At 66.5% G+C, this 17866-nt stretch carries 19 protein-coding genes and 1 pseudogene; 12 read left to right on the plus strand and 8 right to left on the minus strand.

Annotation, left to right across the window (positions count from 1 at the left end; all coding sequences use genetic code 11):
- Positions 1–71 precede the first annotated feature (71 nt).
- The 10 genes from IT882_RS07320 (at position 72) to IT882_RS17070 (ending at position 10075) form a co-directional block, all read left to right on the plus strand.
- The gene (locus IT882_RS07320; RefSeq protein WP_195693786.1) at positions 72–755 is read left to right on the plus strand and encodes an HAD family hydrolase; all 684 of its coding nucleotides are present in this window, start codon (positions 72–74) and stop codon (positions 753–755) included.
- A complete protein-coding gene (locus IT882_RS07325) occupies positions 752–1789 on the plus strand; it encodes a tRNA (adenine-N1)-methyltransferase (protein ID WP_195693787.1) in 1038 nt (345 codons plus the stop codon). Before IT882_RS07320 ends, IT882_RS07325 begins: the two co-directional genes overlap by 4 nt.
- A 4-nt stretch (positions 1790–1793) precedes the next feature.
- Complete coding sequence (locus IT882_RS07330) at positions 1794–2756, plus strand: FKBP-type peptidyl-prolyl cis-trans isomerase (protein ID WP_195693788.1); 963 nt, start codon at positions 1794–1796, stop codon at positions 2754–2756.
- 120 nt (positions 2757–2876) lie between these two features.
- The gene (locus IT882_RS07335; RefSeq protein ID WP_195694186.1) at positions 2877–3809 is read left to right on the plus strand and encodes a helix-turn-helix transcriptional regulator; all 933 of its coding nucleotides are present in this window, start codon (positions 2877–2879) and stop codon (positions 3807–3809) included.
- Positions 3810–3820: 11 nt separating this feature from the next.
- Entirely contained in the window at positions 3821–4783 is a 963-nt protein-coding gene (locus tag IT882_RS07340; RefSeq protein WP_229382368.1) for a helix-turn-helix transcriptional regulator, read from the plus strand.
- Between the two features lie 100 nt (positions 4784–4883).
- Entirely contained in the window at positions 4884–5153 is a 270-nt protein-coding gene (gene tatA / locus IT882_RS07345; protein ID WP_195693790.1) for a Sec-independent protein translocase subunit TatA, read from the plus strand.
- A gap of 69 nt (positions 5154–5222) precedes the next feature.
- The gene (tatC, locus tag IT882_RS07350) at positions 5223–5984 is read left to right on the plus strand and encodes a twin-arginine translocase subunit TatC (RefSeq protein ID WP_195693791.1); all 762 of its coding nucleotides are present in this window, start codon (positions 5223–5225) and stop codon (positions 5982–5984) included.
- Positions 5981–8476: a DEAD/DEAH box helicase gene (locus IT882_RS07355; protein ID WP_195693792.1), complete on the plus strand. Its 2496-nt coding sequence runs from the start codon at positions 5981–5983 to the stop codon at positions 8474–8476. The genes tatC and IT882_RS07355 overlap by 4 nt, the downstream gene beginning before the upstream one ends.
- Before the next feature lie 50 nt (positions 8477–8526).
- On the plus strand, positions 8527–9450 hold the full coding sequence (locus IT882_RS17065) for a hypothetical protein (RefSeq protein ID WP_324253934.1): 924 nt from the start codon (positions 8527–8529) through the stop codon (positions 9448–9450).
- A gap of 67 nt (positions 9451–9517) precedes the next feature.
- On the plus strand, positions 9518–10075 hold the full coding sequence (locus tag IT882_RS17070; RefSeq protein WP_324253935.1) for an apolipoprotein N-acyltransferase: 558 nt from the start codon (positions 9518–9520) through the stop codon (positions 10073–10075).
- Between the two features lie 73 nt (positions 10076–10148).
- On the opposite strand, the gene IT882_RS07365 is transcribed toward IT882_RS17070, so the two are convergent.
- The 5 genes and pseudogenes from IT882_RS07365 to IT882_RS07380 form a co-directional block, all read right to left on the minus strand.
- Positions 10149–10529, minus strand: a complete 381-nt coding sequence (locus IT882_RS07365; protein ID WP_195693793.1) for an RNA polymerase-binding protein RbpA — start codon at positions 10527–10529, stop codon at positions 10149–10151.
- 155 nt (positions 10530–10684) lie between these two features.
- On the minus strand, positions 10685–10960 hold the full coding sequence (locus IT882_RS17075; protein WP_324253936.1) for a glycerophosphodiester phosphodiesterase family protein: 276 nt from the start codon (positions 10958–10960) through the stop codon (positions 10685–10687).
- Positions 10942–11472, minus strand: coding sequence for a glycerophosphodiester phosphodiesterase family protein (locus tag IT882_RS07370; protein WP_324253937.1), 531 nt, complete (start codon positions 11470–11472; stop codon positions 10942–10944). The genes IT882_RS17075 and IT882_RS07370 overlap by 19 nt, the downstream gene beginning before the upstream one ends.
- A 2-nt stretch (positions 11473–11474) precedes the next feature.
- Positions 11475–12397 (minus strand): annotated as a pseudogene (locus tag IT882_RS07375) (SPFH domain-containing protein).
- Positions 12390–12887 carry an NfeD family protein gene (locus IT882_RS07380; protein ID WP_195693794.1) on the minus strand — a complete coding sequence of 166 codons (498 nt, stop codon included), beginning with the start codon at positions 12885–12887 and terminating at the stop codon, positions 12390–12392. Before IT882_RS07380 ends, IT882_RS07375 begins: the two are co-directional and overlap by 8 nt.
- A 102-nt stretch (positions 12888–12989) precedes the next feature.
- Between IT882_RS07380 and IT882_RS07385 the strand changes: the two genes are divergently transcribed.
- Positions 12990–13790, plus strand: coding sequence for an SDR family oxidoreductase (locus IT882_RS07385; RefSeq protein WP_195693795.1), 801 nt, complete (start codon positions 12990–12992; stop codon positions 13788–13790).
- A 71-nt stretch (positions 13791–13861) separates the two neighbouring features.
- Here the strand turns inward: IT882_RS07385 and IT882_RS07390 are convergent, their stop codons facing one another.
- From IT882_RS07390 to IT882_RS07400, 3 genes are all read right to left on the minus strand, one after another.
- Positions 13862–14422 carry an HdeD family acid-resistance protein gene (locus IT882_RS07390; RefSeq protein ID WP_195693796.1) on the minus strand — a complete coding sequence of 187 codons (561 nt, stop codon included), beginning with the start codon at positions 14420–14422 and terminating at the stop codon, positions 13862–13864.
- A gap of 96 nt (positions 14423–14518) precedes the next feature.
- Positions 14519–15439, minus strand: coding sequence for an AEC family transporter (locus tag IT882_RS07395; RefSeq protein WP_195693797.1), 921 nt, complete (start codon positions 15437–15439; stop codon positions 14519–14521).
- A gap of 121 nt (positions 15440–15560) precedes the next feature.
- Positions 15561–16202, minus strand: coding sequence for a hypothetical protein (locus IT882_RS07400; protein WP_195693798.1), 642 nt, complete (start codon positions 16200–16202; stop codon positions 15561–15563).
- Positions 16203–16530: 328 nt separating this feature from the next.
- Between IT882_RS07400 and IT882_RS07405 the strand changes: the two genes are divergently transcribed.
- Positions 16531–17844, plus strand: coding sequence for a D-alanyl-D-alanine carboxypeptidase family protein (locus IT882_RS07405; protein ID WP_229382369.1), 1314 nt, complete (start codon positions 16531–16533; stop codon positions 17842–17844).
- The last annotated feature ends 22 nt before the right edge of the window (positions 17845–17866 follow it).

The following is a 17866-nucleotide window of genomic DNA, read 5'->3' on the forward strand; positions in this document are numbered from 1 at the left end:
CCAGAAACGGCGAGCTCGCGGGGGTCGGGTAGCGGGCGCTTGTCATCGGAGCCCATCGATAGCATGGTCCGATGACTGCGCCACCTGTCCTCTCCGCCGTGCTCTGGGACATGGACGGCACACTCGTCGACACCGAGCCCTACTGGATCGCGGCCGAGACCCCGCTTGTCGACAGCTACGGCGGGACGTGGACGCACGAGAAGGCGCTGTCCCTCGTCGGTCTCGCGCTGGAAGACTCTGCGCGGATCCTGCAGGGCGAGGGCGTGCGGATGTCGGTGGACGACATCATCGACCACCTGACCAGTGAAGTGATGCGCAACATCTCCCGCGACGGCGTTCCCTTCCGTCCGGGCGCGCGGGAACTCCTGGCAGACCTGAAGGATGCCGGCATCAAGACCGCTCTCGTCACGATGTCGATGCGGCGCATGGCTACGCACATCGCCGATCTCATCGACTTCGAGGCCTTCGACATCGTGGTCGCCGGCGACGACGTCACGCGTCCCAAGCCGTATCCGGATCCGTATCTGGAGGCCTGTGCGACGCTCGGCGTCGAACCAGCGGACACCCTCGCCATCGAGGACTCGCCGAATGGGCTGCGTTCCGCGGTCGCGGCGGGGTCTGTCGTCCTGGGCGTTCCCGCGATGGTCTCGCTCGAAGGTGCCGGTGCCCACGCGGTGTGGCCGACGCTTCACGGCGTGAGCGCATCCGACCTGGGTGAGCTTTACCGTGCACATCGAAAGGTCGGCGCCGCATGAGCACCACTCCGCGTCTCTCGGGACCGTTCCGTGTGGGCGATCGCGTCCAACTCACCGGGCCGAAGAACCGTCTGCACACGATCACCCTCCGCGAAGGTGGGGAACTCCACACGCACCACGGGGTGCTGCCCCATTCGACCCTCATCGGGATTCCTGACGGCTCCGTGGTGCGTAACAGCGCCGGGCACGAGTACCTGGCGCTTCGCCCCCTGCTGCGCGATTTCGTCATGTCGATGCCGCGCGGCGCTGCAATCGTGTACCCCAAGGATGCCGCGCAGATCCTCTCGGAAGCTGACGTGTTCCCGGGCGCGGTTGTGGTCGAAGCCGGAGTCGGCTCCGGTGCGTTGTCGCTGTGGCTCCTGCGCGCGATCGGCGACGCCGGCCGGCTCGTCTCGTTCGAGCGCCGCCCCGAGTTCGCCGAGGTGGCGCAGGCGAACGTCGAGACCTTCCTCGGTCACCGTCCGCCCTTCTGGGACGTGCGCGTCGGCGACCTCGCCGCGGACCTCCCGACAGCGGTCGAACCGGGCTCGGTCGACCGCGTCATCCTCGACATGCTCGCGCCCTGGGAGTGCATCGATGCCGTCGCCGAGGCTCTCACGCCCGGGGGAGTCGTGCTGTGCTACATCGCGACGGCCACCCAACTCAGCCGCGTGGCCGAGTACATCCGCAACACCGGCCTGTTCACGGAACCGGACGCCAACGAGACGATGGTGCGCGGCTGGCACGTCGAAGGGCTCGCCGTACGCCCCGACCACCGGATGATCGCCCACACCGGCTTCCTGCTGTGGGCGCGACGCCTCGCTCCCGGAGCTGTTGCGCCCGAGCAGAAGCGCCGCGCTTCCAAGTCGAGCTACGGCGACGAGGACGTCGAACTGTGGACACCCGGCGCCGTCGGTGACCGCCAGATCACCGACAAGAACCTCCGCAAGCGCGTTCGCGAAGCGCAGCGCGCAGCCGAGGGCGCGCGCCACGCGGCCAGCGATGCGGGCTCGTCTGCGGGCGACGATCCCGCTGACCTCGACCGCCTAGACTGATCCGGTGCGAAAGACACCCGCCTTCCTCGCGACCCTTGGCCTGACCGCTGCGGCACTCGCCGGCTGCTCGACGACCCCGTCTGACGGGTGTGTGCGCGTTACCGACACCGACACCTCCGTCACGGATCTCGTGACCGTCACGGGAGAGTTCGGCGAGGTTCCTGATGTCGAGCTGTACACGCCGTTCCGGGTGGATGAGCTCGCATGGACCGACCTCTCGGAGGGCGAGGGCACCGCGATCACGACCCCCGACCAGATGGTTGTTCTCGACATGGTGGTCCTGAACGGTCAGACGGGGGAGACCGCCGTTGCCACCTCGTACGATGTCACGCTTTCGAGCGTCTTCTCGATGTCGCGGTGGATCGATACTCTCCCGGGCCTGGAGCAGTCGCTCCAGTGCGCGCAGGAGGGTGACCGCGTCGTCGTCGCTCTTCCCCCGGATGCCATCAACCCGGCAGCCGCGACGCAGATCGGCCTCGAGGCGGACGGCTCCGCCGTGGCGGTCGTCGATGTGCGCAAGGTCTACCTGCCGAAAGCGACCGGGGCAGACCAGTTCACCGACAGCAACGGCTTGCCATCGGTTGTTCGGGCACCGAACGGGCGGCCCGGGGTGATCATCCCGGATGCCCCGGCACCGACCGAGCTCTCGATCCAGACGATCAAGAAGGGTGACGGCGAGGTCGTCACCGGAGACCGTCCGGTTCGCGCCAACTACACCGGTCTGCTGTGGGATACGCGTGAGGTCTTCGATACCAGCTGGGATGCCGAACCGGTGTCGTTCGATCTGAACGCCGTGGTCCCGGGCTTCGCAGCCGCTCTCGAGGGGCAGACCGTCGGATCCCAGGTTCTGGTCGTCGTTCCTCCCGACCAGGGGTATGGCGACGCCGATCAGGGCGCGATTCCTGGCGGGTCGACGCTCGTCTTCGTCATCGACATCCTGGGTCTCGATCCCGAACCGTCCTCGTAGCGGAATCGCCCGCGCAAGAGGAGCTGCCGCGTCTCACGCACCTAGGATGAGGGCGTGCCCTCGAAGACCACTGTGCGCATTCCGCCCGAGGAACGGTTGGTGAACCTCGTGGTCGCCCTGATGGCAACGGAACAGGGACTGACGAAGGACACGATCCTGTCGTCGGTGTCCGGATACCGGGAGCAGTCTGAGGCCGGCACGTCGAAAGACGCGCTCGAGAAGATGTTCGAGCGCGACAAAGAGAGCCTGCGTGGTCTGGGCGTTCCCATTGAGACGATCGGCGACCGCGCTGATCCGGACGACCTGCGCCAAGCGCGTTACCGTGTCCCGACCGCCGAGTACGAGCTGCCCGCAGACATCGAGTTCACGCCTGCCGAACTGGCACTGCTGAACCTCGCCGGCGGCGTGTGGAGCGAGAGCTCGCTGTCGGCGGATGCTCGTAGCGGGCTGCGCAAGATCCGCGCGCTGGGAATCCCCGTCGAGGACCCGATCCTGGGATACTCTCCCCGGATCAGCCTGCGCGAGCCGTCGTTTGCGCCCCTGCAGCGAGCCATCGAGGACTCGCGGATCGTGAGTTTCCGCTATATGCGGCCGGGAAGTGCGGCGCCACGCGTGCGGCGGCTGCAGCCGCTCGCGCTCGTCGAGTTCGAGGCACGCTGGCACGTGTACGGCCTCGACCTGGACCTCGATGCGCCGCGCACTTTTCTCCTGACCCGCATCGTGGACGACGTTGTCACCACGCGCTCTGTCGGCGATCCCGCGTTGCGTGAGGGAGCCGGTGAGCGCGCCCTGGATGGGCTTCGTGCCCTCGCCGCACGCCAGCGCGCCCTGGTCGAGATCGACCCGGGGACGGAAGCCTGGCTACGTCTGTCTCGACGCGCAGAGCCCGCGCCCCAGGGTTACTGGGTTCCCTACGTCGATGTTCACGTGTTCGCCGATGAGTTGGCGTCCTACGGTCCCGAAGTCCGGGTCGTGGAGCCCGACGAGGTCAAGACCGAGGTGATCCGGCGGCTGGAAGCCGCCCGTGACGCGCACAGCGGAGAAGCGCAGTGAGTGGTTCGTCTGTGGCAACCGACCGCGCGGCGCTGCTCCTCCAGCTCGTTCCGTACCTCATCTCCAAGGGTGAGGTCTCGGTTGCCGAGGCTGCCGACGAGTTCGATGTCACACCCGCGCAGATGCGCACCATGGTGCGAGGTCTCACGGTCATCGGTCTGCCGGGGGATTCGGGGTACTGGCAGATGGCGAATGAGCTGTTCGACATCGACTGGGATCTGCTCGACGAACGCGACCTCATCGCCATCACGAACTCGGTGGGTCTCGAGCGCGCGCCTCGGCTCACGGCCCGGGAAGCAGCGGCGCTGCTGGCCGGACTGCAACTTGCCGCCACGATTCCCGGTGTCGGAGATTCGCAGTTGTACGCCGATCTTCTGGCCAAGCTCGCCCGCGGCGCCTCACGCGCTCCCGCGGCCGTCGTCGTCGCCTCCGAACCGGTCGATGCGGTTCGGCGTCTTGTGGCGGATGCCCTCGCTCGGCGTGTCGCGGTGAGCTTCACCTACAAGACGCCCGAAGGATCCCCGACCACGCGTACCGTCGACCCGGTCAAGGTCCTCATCGCTCAGGGGCAGTGGTACCTGCAGGGCTGGTGCCATCTGCGCGAGGCAATGCGGACGTTCCATCTGGATCGCGTGAGCGAGCTTGCCTTGACCGATATCCCCATCACGCACGGACAGGAAGTGGTGCCCGGCTGGTTCGCCGATACGGGTGATCACGCGGCCGACGAGGTCATCGTGACGCTCGCATTCCCGGCATCCGTCGCCCCGCTCCTCGGCGACTACCTCGACCGCGCAACAGTCACGACGTCGGCGGGCGTGACCACGGCGCGGATGCGGGTGGCCGATGAAGTGAGCCTGCGCCGGTTGGCGGCGCGGCGCGGGGGAGAGGTGCGCATCGTCGCTCCCCTCGGCGCGCGTGAGGCAGCGCGGGAATGGGCTGAGGCAGGCCTCGCGCAGTACCCCGAACGCGGGTAGCCGGAGCAGATCAGAGACTTTGTCGGTTCTCAGGCGGGGTTTCGGGACCGCCGCGCGGTGCCGGGGTAGACTGCAGGCACCGCAATCGTGAGGAGACCCCATGGGGAACGCATTCGGGTGGCCGCACCTGCTGATCATTCTCGCGGTGATCCTGCTGCTGTTCGGCGCGGCGAAGCTGCCCGCACTGGCAAAGAGCCTCGGCCAGTCCGCCCGTGTCTTCAAGGGCGAGATGAAGGCCATGAAGGACGACGACTCCAAGGATGCCGCGAAGCCCGATGTCGCCGCGTCCGAAGCCGCCGACTCTTCGTCGACGGATTCTGCCGGCTCATCGCAGGCCGCGTCGTCCAGCGGCCGAGATTCCACAGCCTGACCCGTCCGCGTGGCGACCAGTTCCCTGCCGGAGGTAGGAGAGCCCAACCGGCCGCGCCGTGACCGGAGGATGTCTCTCGGGCAACATCTGATCGAGTTGCGCAAGCGGCTCATGATCTCGGCGATCGCCCTTGTCGTCGGCATGGTGGTTGCGTTCTTCATAACGGATGCTGTGATCCAGCTTCTTACCATCCCGATCAACGCGATCGCGATGGAGCGAGGCGACGAATCCGACGTGCAGCTGATGTTTACGACGGTGACCAGTGCCTTCGACCTTCGTATTCGGATCGCGTTCGCCATCGGTCTTCTGATCTCTGCGCCAATCTGGCTGTGGCAGATATGGGCCTTCATCATGCCCGGCCTGACGCGCAAGGAAGTCGGCTACACCGCAGCCTTTGTCGGAGCAGCTGTTCCCTTGTTCTTTGCCGGCGCATCCGTCGGCTGGATCGTGATGCCGCACATCGTCGAGATCATGTCAACGTTCGCGCCAAACGGTACGGCGCTTTTCTATCAAGCTGACTACTACTACGACTTCGTCTTCAAACTCATGCTTGTTGTCGGTGTCTCGTTCGTCTTGCCCGTCTTCCTGGTCGCACTGAACGTCGCGGGAGTCATCTCGGGCCGGGGCATCCTCAAGGGGTGGCGGGTGGCCGTGCTCGTGGCAACCCTGTTCGCCGCGGTGGCCACGCCCGCCGCTGATGCCGTTTCGATGTTGATGCTGGCAGGCATCCTCGTGGTGCTGTTCTTCGCGGCAGCGGGCGTCTCGCTGCTGTTCGACCGGCGCCGATCCAAGCGCGAATCAGCCCTGCTGCCGCCCGAGGCTGCGGGGTGAGCGTTCCGAGCCCCGCGGAGCGATTCGCGCGCGCCGAGGCTGCTCGTGCGTACCCGGTGACGGCGGCCTTCGCCGACGCGCAGCGGTTCGAGCTCGATCCGTTCCAGATCGCCGGGTGCCATGCCCTCGAATCGGGGCGAAGCGCGCTCGTTGCGGCGCCGACGGGTGCGGGAAAGACCATCGTCGGAGAGTTTGCGATTCATCTGGCGATGCGGGAACCGTCCGACAAGGCGTTCTACACGACGCCGATGAAGGCGCTGTCGAACCAGAAGTTCCGCGAGCTGGTGGATGTCTACGGCCCCGACGGGGTGGGACTTCTCACGGGCGACACCAACATCAACGGAAACGCCCGCGTCGTCGTCATGACGACCGAGGTGCTGCGCAACATGCTCTACGCAGGGTCGCCGGCGCTGCGGGACCTCCGCTACGTCGTGATGGACGAGGTCCACTACCTTGCCGACCGGTTCCGCGGGGCCGTGTGGGAAGAGGTGATCATCCACCTGCCCCCGGCGGTGCGCATCGTCTCGCTCTCGGCGACCGTATCGAACGCTGAAGAGTTCGGAGACTGGCTCGACACGGTGCGGGGAGACACCGATGTCATCGTGTCGGAGACCCGGCCGGTGCCGCTCGAACAACACGTGCTCGTGCGCGGAGATCTGCTGCCGCTCTTCGATGACCGTGCCGGCGTCGCAACGGCGCAGGTGAATCAAGAACTCATGCGCATCCGCTCGTTCAAGGGCTCGACGTATGAGAACAACCGACGCGTGCAGGCCAGCCGCAGCGCCGCCATGTCGGGAAGCCGCGCCCGCGATGGCCAGCACCGCCGACCACACCGGGGCGGGCACCGGCCGGTTCGGGCGGCGAACGCGCAACGTATCGAACGGCTCGACCGCCCCGAGGTCATCGAGTTGCTCGCTCGGTCGAACCTGCTCCCGGCGATCTTCTTCATTTTCAGCCGCGCCGGATGCGACGCTGCCGTGCAGCAGGTGCGGCGCTCCGGAGCACGGTTCACCTCCCCGGAGGAAAGAGCCGAGATCCGTGCGATCGTCGAAGAGCGTACGCGCACGCTGCTCGAGGAGGATCTGGCAGTTCTCGGATTCTGGGAGTGGCGTGAGAACCTCGAGCGCGGCGTAGCCGCTCACCACGCCGGGCTGCTTCCCGCCTTCAAAGAGGTCGTCGAGGAGCTGTACCAGAGAAAGCTCGTCAAGGTCGTGTTCGCGACTGAGACGCTCGCGCTCGGCATCAACATGCCCGCGCGCACCGTCGTGCTGGAGAAGCTCGAGAAGTTCAACGGTGAGGCTCGGGTGGCGATCACGTCGGGGGAGTACACCCAGCTCACCGGTCGCGCTGGACGGCGGGGGATCGACGTCGAAGGTCATGCTGTCGTGCAGTGGACCGAGGGACTCGACCCGCAGGCTGTCGCCGCGCTCGCATCCCGTCGCACGTATCCGCTGAACTCCAGCTTTCGGCCCACGTACAACATGGCCGTCAACCTCATCGACCAGTTCGGCCGGGCTCGGGCGCGAGAGATTCTGGAGTCCTCTTTCGCGCAGTTCCAAGCCGACCGCGCGGTGGTCGGCCTGGCACGCCAAGTGAAAGACGCTGAGGAGTCGCTCGCGGGGTATGCGAAGGCGATGAGTTGCGACAAGGGCGACTTCGCCGCGTACTCCGGGATCCGTCGCGAGCTCAGCGACCTCGAGAAGCTCAACCGCAAGGACGCGAATGCCTCTCGGCAGACAAGGGACAAGCGGCAGCGCCAGATCAGCGAGCTGCGACGACGGATGCAGCGGCATCCGTGTCACCAGTGCCCGGACCGCGAGCACCACGCCCGGTGGGCGGAACGGTACTGGAAGCTCAACCGCACCGTCTCGCGGCTTCGCGGCCAGATCGATGCGCGGACGGGAACTGTCGCGCGCGTGTTCGACCGCATCGTCGATGTACTGGCGACCCTCGACTACGTGCGCGTCGAGCCGGACGAGACGGCAACACTCACGCCCGCTGGTCGCACGATGCGTCGGATCTACGGGGAGCGGGATCTGCTCGTTGCCGAGTCACTTCGCCTCGGACTGTGGGAATCCCTGGACGCGCCGTCACTCGCCGCGTTGGCGTGTGCGCTGGTGTACGAACCGCGCCGCGACGAAGCGGGCGCGGGGGAGCGGGCGCTGCCCCGTGGCGCCTTCCGGGAGGCACTCGCGCAGACTCTCGATTTGTGGCAGCGTCTGGACGATCTCGAACAGGACTCCCGCCTGCCCGGATCGGAGCCGCCCGCTGCGGGCCTGTCGCTTGCAATGCACCAATGGGCGAAGGGGATGCCACTCGACCGCGTCCTGCGCGAGGCTGACATGGCAGCCGGCGACTTCGTGCGATGGGCCAAGCAGACGATTGACCTTCTCGATCAGATGTCGCTGGTCGCCGAGCCGAGTCTTGCCACTGTCGCGCGGCGCGCGCTCGATGGCGTTCGTCGCGGCATCGTGGCGTATTCCTCGGTGTGATTGCCGAACCTTCAGCCACGCCATAGCCGTTCGAATCTAGGCTGGATCCCATGCCCGAACCCACGCGCGACGCCGCGCGCCGCGCCACCGGTCCCCGTGCGCTGCTGCCGTTGTGGGCTGCGGTTCTGGTCGCCGTGGCGGCGGGACTCGTTCTGGATCTCGCCTACCCCTCCGTCGGGTGGTGGCCGCTGGCGTTCATCGGCGCAGGCCTGTCGCTGGTGACCCTCATCGGTCGGAGCGTCTGGGGCTCGCTGCTGGTCGGTTTCATCTTCGGCATCACGTTCTACCTCGTCCACATCATGTGGCTCAACCGGTACCTCGGGGTGATCCCGTGGTTCGCTTTGGCGGGTGCCGCCACGGCCTACGTCACGCTCGGCTCGGTGCTCATCACGCTCGCCTACCGGTGGATGCCGAAGGCCGTGCCCGGCCGCTGGGCTCAGCTGGTCCTGACGCCACTGCTGATCGCCGGGCTGTGGACCCTTCGGGAACTCGTCACCGGGTCCTGGCCCTACACGGGCTTTCCGTGGGCCCGACTGGGCATGAGTCAGTCCGAGAGTCCGCTCTCGCACCTGACGTCGTGGATCGGCGTCAGCGGTTTGTCATTCCTCATGGTCGCGTTCACGGCGGGGGTCATCGAGTGGCTGCGCCTGCGCCAGTGGTCGGATGTTCGCACGGCGATCCCGGTCGCGGCGGTCGGTGTCGTGCTGCTCATCACTCCGCAGTTCCCCACGACGCCCGCCGGCACGATGACGGTCGGGAGCGTGCAGGGCAACGGTCCGTCCGGCTACTTCGATGCCCGGAAGCCGAATGACATCCTGAACGCGCAGCTGTCGGCATCCACGGAGCTCTTCGGCCAGGACATGGATGTGCTGCTGTGGCCCGAGGGGGCATCGATTCGGATCCGCTCACGAACGAGACGACGGCGGCAGTGCTCGACGGTCTGTCGGAGACGGTGGATGCTCCGCTCCTCGTGAACGCCGCAACAACACGGGGCGACCTCACCTACAACACCTCGATGCTGTGGGAAGCGGGGAGGGCGCCGTGCAGTATCACGACAAGACGAACCCGGTTCCCTTCGGGGAGTACGTTCCGGATCGGTGGTTCTACGCGATGATCGTGCCGGACCTGGTCGGGCTGATCGGTCGCGAGTACACGCAGGGGTCCAACCCTCCGTATGTCGACATCGACGGCGTCGGGGTGGGGCTCGCGATCTGCTTCGACGTCATCTACGACGATGTGATCCACGAGGGCGCGCGCGAGGGCGCCGAGGTGTACATGTTCCAGACGAACAACGCGGACTTCCGGAACACCGACGAGAACCTCCAGCAACTCGCCTTCGCCCGGATGCGCGCGATCGAGACCGGTCGCTCGGTGGTCAACATCTCCACGGTCGGGACCAGCCAGGTCATCGCCCCCGACGGCGCAACCATCGACTCCCTCCCGGCTGATGAGGCCGGCGCGATGCTCACGGAGGTTCCGCTTCGCACCGGGCTCACGCCCAGCGTCGTGATCGGCGGATCACTCGGGATGACGATCGCGATACTCAGTATCGTCGGTCTGATCGCGAGCGGCGTCATCGCGGGTCGCCGGCGGACATGAGAACGGGACCGACCCGTGATCGGATCGGTCCCGTTCTGCCCGCCACGGCGATGAGCTCGCCGGAGCGAAGGCGTTATGCGCTCAGCTTGTCGACCGCAGCATCGCCAGCGCCGCGGCGCGAGCGGACGAACGCGAGGCGCTCTTCGAGAAGCTCCTCGAGCTCGGGGATCGTGCGACGCTCAAGAAGCATGTCCCAGTGCGATCGGGGTGCCTTGACGTCGCCGTGGTCGACAGTGACGGTCTCGCCGTCGACGCGCAGCAGGGCCTCGGCGCCGCAGGTGCGGCACTCCCAGGTTTCGGGGACCTCGGCGTCTGCCGCGAAGGTCATGGTGGTGTCACGTCCACAGGACGTACAGGAGTACGTGAATTGTGCTCGCTCATGAAATACGACGCCGTCCTCGCTCTGTAGGCTGGAGGCGCCGAGTCGCATGCCGCGAAGGCTGCGGTCTGCCATTGTGTGGTCCTCTCGTCGCTGTTCAGGTATAACGCTCTCAGCTGGGCAGATCATCCACGCCGACCCGCAGATGAGAGCATTCTCAGCCGATCTTCAGCGGGGGAGGACGGGCGGCGTGTCGCGCTCGGCCACGGGTACCCCTCTCGGCCGGCGGGTCAGGCGCGATCTGGGGGCTGCCCGAGCGTGACCAGCGCGAGGTCCGCACGGTCGGTGACGATGCCGTCGACTCCCAGGGCGACCAGGCGTCGCATGTCAGCAGGCTCGTTCACGGTCCAGACATGGACCTCGACTCCGTGCCGATGGGCAGCCTCAATGAGCCGCGGTGTCACCACCCGGACCGGGCCTTGGCGCTCGGGAACCTGCAGGGCGTGGATGCCGTCGAGCGCGGATGCCACCAGGCGTGGTGACCGCGCTACGAGCCCCCAGAGCACGCGCCCGATCGTCTCGCGCCCCGCGGAGGTCGCTGGGGGACGGCGTTGGCGGGAGCGTGGCGCGCGGCAGATGCGAGCGCAGCGCGGCGCCGGGCATCCGCGAAGCTGGTGAGGAGCACGCGCTCACCATGACCGGCGACCAGGGCGCCGACGGCATCCGCGGCTCCCGCTGCCTTCACATCGAGATTGAAGCGCGCGGTCGGGAAGTCCTGGAGCGCAGCGCGCAGAGTAATCAGTCCGCCGCGGTCAGACATCAACGCCGTCAGCTCGGCAAGATCGACCTCGACGATGCGCCGAGGGTCGCCGGTGACACGACGAAGATCGGCATCGTGGAAGAGCACGACGTCGCCATCGCGAGTGAGGTGGCAGTCGGACTCGATGAAGACGGCGCCGGCCTGTTGCGCGGCCGCGACGGATGCGTAGGAATTCTCAGCGATCGTGTCGTCGAGCGTCAGTCCACGGTGGGCGAGGACGCGCGGGTACGGCGCATCGGCGAAGTACGGGTGGGACACACCTACTCGTCGGGCGTGGGTTTGGCGGCGTCGCGGGGACCGAACGCACCGGAGACACCCTTGAGAGCCTCGGTGAACTCGCTGGGGATGATCCACAGCTTGCTCGATGCGCTGTCGCTGATCTTCGGCAGAGTCTGCAGGTACTGGTAGGCGAGCAGCTTGTCATCCGGGTTGCCCTCGTGGATCGCGTTGAAGACCGTCGCGATCGCCTCCGCCTCACCCTGAGCCCGAAGAATCTGGCCCTGCTTCTCGCCCTCGGCTCGAAGGATCTCCGCCTGGCGGGCGCCCTCGGCCTGCAGAATCGCTGACTGCTTCGTGCCCTCCGCCGTCAGGATCGCCGCACGGCGGTCACGTTCGGCCCGCATCTGCTTCTCCATCGAGTCCTGAATCGACACCGGCGGATCGATTGCCTTCAGCTCAACACGCGAGACCCGGATGCCCCACTTGCCCGTCGCTTCATCCAGCACGACCCGCAGTTTCGTGTTGATCTCGTCGCGGCTCGTGAGCGCTTCCTCGAGGTTCAGGCCACCGACCACGTTTCGCAGCGTCGTGGTCGTCAGCTGCTCGACCGCCCCAAGATAGTTCGCGATCTCGTAGGTGGCGGCGCGGGCATCCGTGACCTGGAAGTAGACGACGGTGTCGATCGAAACGACCAGGTTGTCTTCCGTGATGACGGGCTGCGGGGGAAGGACACGACCTGCTCGCGCATGTCGATAAGCGGACGGACCCGGTCGATGAACGGCACGAGGAGGTTCAGACCGGGGGAGAGGGTCTTGTGGTACCGACCGAGCCGCTCGACGACCCCTGCCGTGGCCTGCGGAATGATCCGAATCGATCGGAAGATCACCACGACCACGAAGATCGCGATGACCAGAAGCAGGACGATGACGAAGATCTGTCCCGCGAACGCGCCGATGTCAATCATGTTCCGCGGTCCTTTCTGTCGTTGGCACGGATGCCGGGGTGACCTCAACGGCGGCGCCCCGGACGGCGACGACGCTGACGGGCTGACCAACGGTGGCCTCGTCATCCGCGGTTCCGGGGCTCAGCCGCGCTGTCCAGGTCTCACCGTTGTCGAGCTTGACTTCGCCCGCGCCCTGCACGAACGCGCGGGTGACACGTGCGGGCATTCCGACAAGCGCATCCACGTTGGTCAGAACGACCGGCGAACTTCGATGCAGGGCACGCAAGAGCAGCGGGCGGATCGTAAACAGGAGAAGCGCCGAGGCGATCGCCGCGAGTCCGATCTGCAGCCACCAGGGGCCGCCGAGCAGGTTCGTGCCGAGGCCACCGAGCAGGGTCCCGGCGGCGAGCATCAGGAACGTGAACTCGAGCGTAAGGAGCTCGATGATCACGAACAGGACCGCGAGAGCGAGCCAGAGGATCCACAGATACTGCGTGAGATCGGGCAACATCCGAATCTCCTTCCTCCTGGTCTGACCCTATCAACGTCGAGGCCGCCGTGGCCCGGTTGGTAGGGTCGGAACGCGCGCCATTCCGGTGCTGCCCCCCGGCCCATGCGCCGACGTGCAACAGGAGCAACAGTGACCGAAATTTCCACCCCGATCGCCCCCGGAACGCTGCGCGGCAAGACCGCACTCGTCACGGGCTCATCGCGCGGAATCGGTGCCGACACCGTCCGCTATCTTGCGGCAGCCGGAGCAAACGTCGTCATCAACTTCCGCAACAAAGCTCCGCGCGCCGAGAAGCTTGCTGCGGAGGTGCGGGCGTTCGGTGTCGACGCGCTCGTGGTCGGTGCTGACCTGACCGATCCCGAGTCGGTCGCAGCGATGTTCGCCGCCGTCGAGAAGGCGTTCGGAGGCCTCGACATCCTCGTCCTGAACGCATCCGGTGGCATGGAAGCGGGAATGGCAGATGACTACGCGCTGCTGTTGAACCGTGATGCGCAGGTCAGCGTCCTCGAGGCGGCGGTGCCGCTGCTTCGAGGTGACGCCCGCGTGGTCTTCGTCACGAGCCACCAAGCGCACTTCATCCGGACAACCCCGACGATGCCGGAGTACGAGCCGGTGGCTCTCTCCAAGCGTGCCGGCGAGGATGCGCTTCGCGAGCGGATGCCCGCGCTTCTCGAGCGCGGCATCGGCTTCGTCGTCGTTTCCGGAGACATGATCGAAGGGACGATCACCGCCACACTGCTGGAGCGCGCGAACCCCGGCGCGATCGCCTCGCGGCGCGAGTCGGCAGGGAAGCTCTACAACGTGTCGGAGTTCGCCGCCGAGGTCGCACAGGCCGCCGTCGACCCGATTCCGGCCGACAACACGCGCTTGGTCGGGGACACGAGTTCTTTCGCGGGGGCGTAAGCCCGCTCTGCAGCCGCCAACGGAGAAGACCCCGGGAGATATCCCGGGGTCTTCTCCGTTGCATCGAGCGGTTAGGCGCTCTTCTTGCCGAACGTGAATGCACGCACGATCTGGATGATGCCGAGCACGACGAGCGAGATTCCCAGCAGCCACCAGAGCACGACGGCACCCCACAGCGGCGAGAACAGCAGCACGATACCGGCGACGATGCTGATGATCGCGAAGAAGATCGTCCAACCCTTCGAGGCGGCGTCGCTCAGCGTGGTCAGCGAGACGACACCTTCGACGATCCACATGATTCCGACCAGGATGCCGAGGAAGACAGCGAACCATCCCGTGGTGGCAGCGAGGTTGAAGAAGGCGAAGATGCCGGCGGCGATGAACACGACGCCGAGGATGATGTGGCCGACACGCGACCATCCGCCCATCGACTTCGAGAAGATGCCGAGCCCACCGTAGACGAGGCCTGCCACGATGGCATAAATCGCGATGATGGCGGTGACGACCATCGCCGTACGGCCGGGCCAGACGAGGATCAGGATTCCGACGATGAGCGAGAGGACACCGGCGATGCCGAGCGCCGTGCGGACGCCGTTGACGGCCTCCTTGGCGACGGAGCTTTCGGTTGACATTGCGTTCCCTTTCTGGGAGTTAGCTGAGAGCGTGCGTTCTCAGCGTAGCGTTCCGCGTCGTCTTCGGGGGAGTGGGAAGCGCATGTCGGCCCGAGATCACCCCAAAAGGACGAGGACAGCGATGAGGAGAGGGATGCACCCGATCGTCGTGAGAAAGACGGTGTCGCGCGCGACGGTTTCGGCCACACCGAATCGCTGGGCGAAGTTGAAAACGTTCTGAGCGGTCGGGAGGCTGGCCAGGACGACGACGGTCAGCGTCTTGGCCTCGGGCAGTCCGAACACGAGGCTGGCGAGCACCCAGGCAAGAACCGGCATCAGAATCAGCTTGAACACCGTTGCGAGGATGACCTCGCGGCGATGGCCGCCGGCGGCAAGAACGCGCTGGCCGTGCAGCGACATCCCATAGCTCAACAGCAGCACCGGCACGCAGGCCGCCGCGAGGAAGTGCAGGGGCTCGGTCACCAGTTGCGGAAGCTGAAGTCCCGTCGCCGCGACGATCGTGCCCGCCACCGATCCGATCACGACCGGGTTCGTCACGGTACGCAGCACGATCTTCCCGACGTTCCGGGTCGTGGCGGTGACGCTCTCGAGGATCGCCATCGAGATCGGCACCAGCACGAGCAGCTGGAACAGGATGACGGGGGCGGGATAGGCGGCAGAGCCGAGGAGATAGAGGGAGAGCGGAATGCCGATGTTGTTCGAGTTCACCTGACCCGCCGCGAGAGCGCCGATCAGGGTGTCGCCCACGGGGCGGCGCCAGAACACGCGCGAGATGGTCGCATACAGGGCGATGATGAGCACGGCCGTGATCGCCGAGACGGGCAGTAGCGCCGAGAACAGCGTCGCGATGTCGGCCTCGGACAGGACGACGAACAGCAGCACGGGGGAGAGGACGAAGAAGACAAGTCGACCCAGAACCGGGCCGGCTTGCGGGCCGAGCAGACCGATGCGGCCGATCAGGTATCCGACGGCAATCGCCAGTCCGATAACCGCGAACCCCGTTGCCGCGTTCAGCACAACGGATCCGGGGCTCGCATCTTTCCACGCTACCGCCGCCGTCCGCAGGTCCGCGCCACGCTGACTCGTGCGTGCCGCTACGGCGCCCGTGAGAATTCAGTACCCGCGCTGCTCCTGAACGTCACGACTGACCGGATCGGAAGACCTGCACGCTCGACGCGCGGCCGCGTTCGCTGAGGACGATTGCGAGAACGCCGAGTCCGATGGTGCTCGCAATGCTGGCGAGGGCTCCGAGGAGGGTTCCGACATCGGCCATCGCTTGCTGAGGAAGAGCCATCGTCGCGTACGCGCCCTGGGTGACGACCCACACGACGGCGCTCAGGGCGAGTACCCACAGCGGCGCCCAGCGCCACGGAGACGGGACGATGCGGGTCCGCGCGATCTGAACGGTGGCGATGATTCCCGCTGCGAGTGGTACCACGAGGTCGAAATAGCCGAAGATGAGGTAAGCCGGGGGAACCGCTGCTGGCGTGGCAAAGGTCTCGCTGGGCGACAGGGCGTCGAAGACGACCCGGGCACCCATGTGCCACCACGCCACGATCAGCAGGGCGACAAGGCCCAGCGGCCTACGGCCGACGACACTCTCGTATCTGGTTCGTCCGACGGCGAAGACGGTGACACCTCCGGCCCAGGCGAGCTCGGCGATCACCGTGAGCGCGGGACTCAGCGAGGAGCCGAGCATGATCGCGCGCATCATGATAAGCACTCCGGACAGAACGAGCGCGCTGCCACCGATCGTCCAGGTCAGGTTTCGTCGACGCATCCGTCGAGCCTAACCAGATAGCCCCGCAGCGCTTGTGACGCGCGCGCGTGTGAGTCAGCACAAATCGGCTGTCGCCGATAATGCACATTATGTCAGTTCAAGGGAAACGAATGGACAGTGCCGTTGTGAGGCCGCTCCCCGGCTAGCGCCGTTCGTCATCCAGCGGTCATCGGGTTAGCCTCGTATCCATCGGGTGTGGTGCATGACGCGGAGGGGCGTGTCGGATGCGGGAACGTGTCTGTTCGGGTGGTTGTGAGCGCCTGCGGGGTGCCCAGCACGCCGGGGGCTGGGCGTGAAAGGTACTCCTCCCCCGGATCGCGACGAGCAGATGACGATCAGCGATCTCATGACGCCGGAAACCGGCGACGAGGAGTTCGTTGTCACCTCGGGGCCGTCGCGGGGGCTGCGCATCACCGGGCTGGTGATCGGAATCCTCCTGGTGCTTTCGCTCGTGGCGACGGGCGGCTACGTCGCGTGGGCCCTCAACGCTCCCCTGCCCGCGCCGACGCTGGACTGGCAGACCCCGACCGTCGAAACACCCGCCGCCGCACAGATTGCGCTGCCGTCGTTCGGGGCTTCGGCAGTGAGCGTGTCCGGAGCTGACGTCTATCTCGGCGAGGCTGCGAGCGGGATGTGGCAGACCAGCGGTCCTCAGGATCCTCAGTCGATGGCGAGCATCAGCAAGATCGTCACCGCGCTTGTCGTGCTCGAGAAGTATCCGTTGGCTGATGCGTCAGACCCAGGCCCGACGATCACCTTCTCGAAGGCCGACCACGACCTTTACGACCAGTACTACGTCCGGGGCGCGACGATCGCACCGATGCCGACGGGTACGAGGATGTCGCTGCACGATGCTCTTGCCACAATGTTGATCCCGTCCGCGAGCAACTACGCCGAGGCGATCGCGCGGTGGGCGTTCGGCTCGGTATCCGGATTCCGCTCGGCAGCACGCGAGTGGCTCGACGCCCATGGTCTCTCCGGCACCGCTGTTGTCGAGCCCACCGGTCTGGACTCGCAGAACGTGAGCACGCCGAGCGATCTTGTCGCGATCGGAAAGCTCGCTGCCGCCAACCCGACGATTTCATCGATCGTCGGGACCTCCTCGCTCTCGATTCCCGGCCCCGGCGCGATGCAGAACACCAATGCCTTGCTCGGCGTCGACGGGATCACGGGGATGAAGACGGGAAACCTCGGTTATGGCACGTTCGCGTTCCTGTTCACCGCGCGGCTCGATGTCGGCATCCTTCATCTGGATGTCACGGGTGCACTCCAGGGCGGGGCGACCCGTGAATCCGTCAACTCAGACGTGCTCCGCATCCTCGACAGCATCCGCAGCGGCTTTCACGATGTCCCGGTGGCGCGGGCCGGTGACCGCATCGGAACGGTCACAGCCCCGTGGGGCGGCAGCACGGATGTTGTCCTGGCCCGTGACGTCGACATCTTCACCTGGTCTGACACGCCGATCTCCGTGGCGGTCACGATGAGCGATGCCCAGGAGTTCGCGGCCGGCGATGTCGTGGGTCAGGTGACGTGGACGGCGGGCCCCCAGACAGAGAGCGCCGACATCATCGTCGCCGAGCGGATTGCTCCCCCGACCGATGGGTGGCGACTCACCCACCCGGGCGAGCTTCTCGCCGAATGAATCCGCCCGCGTGCGTTGTCGG

It is taken from the genome of Microbacterium schleiferi (genome assembly GCF_015565955.1).
Classification (GTDB): domain Bacteria; phylum Actinomycetota; class Actinomycetes; order Actinomycetales; family Microbacteriaceae; genus Microbacterium; species Microbacterium schleiferi_A.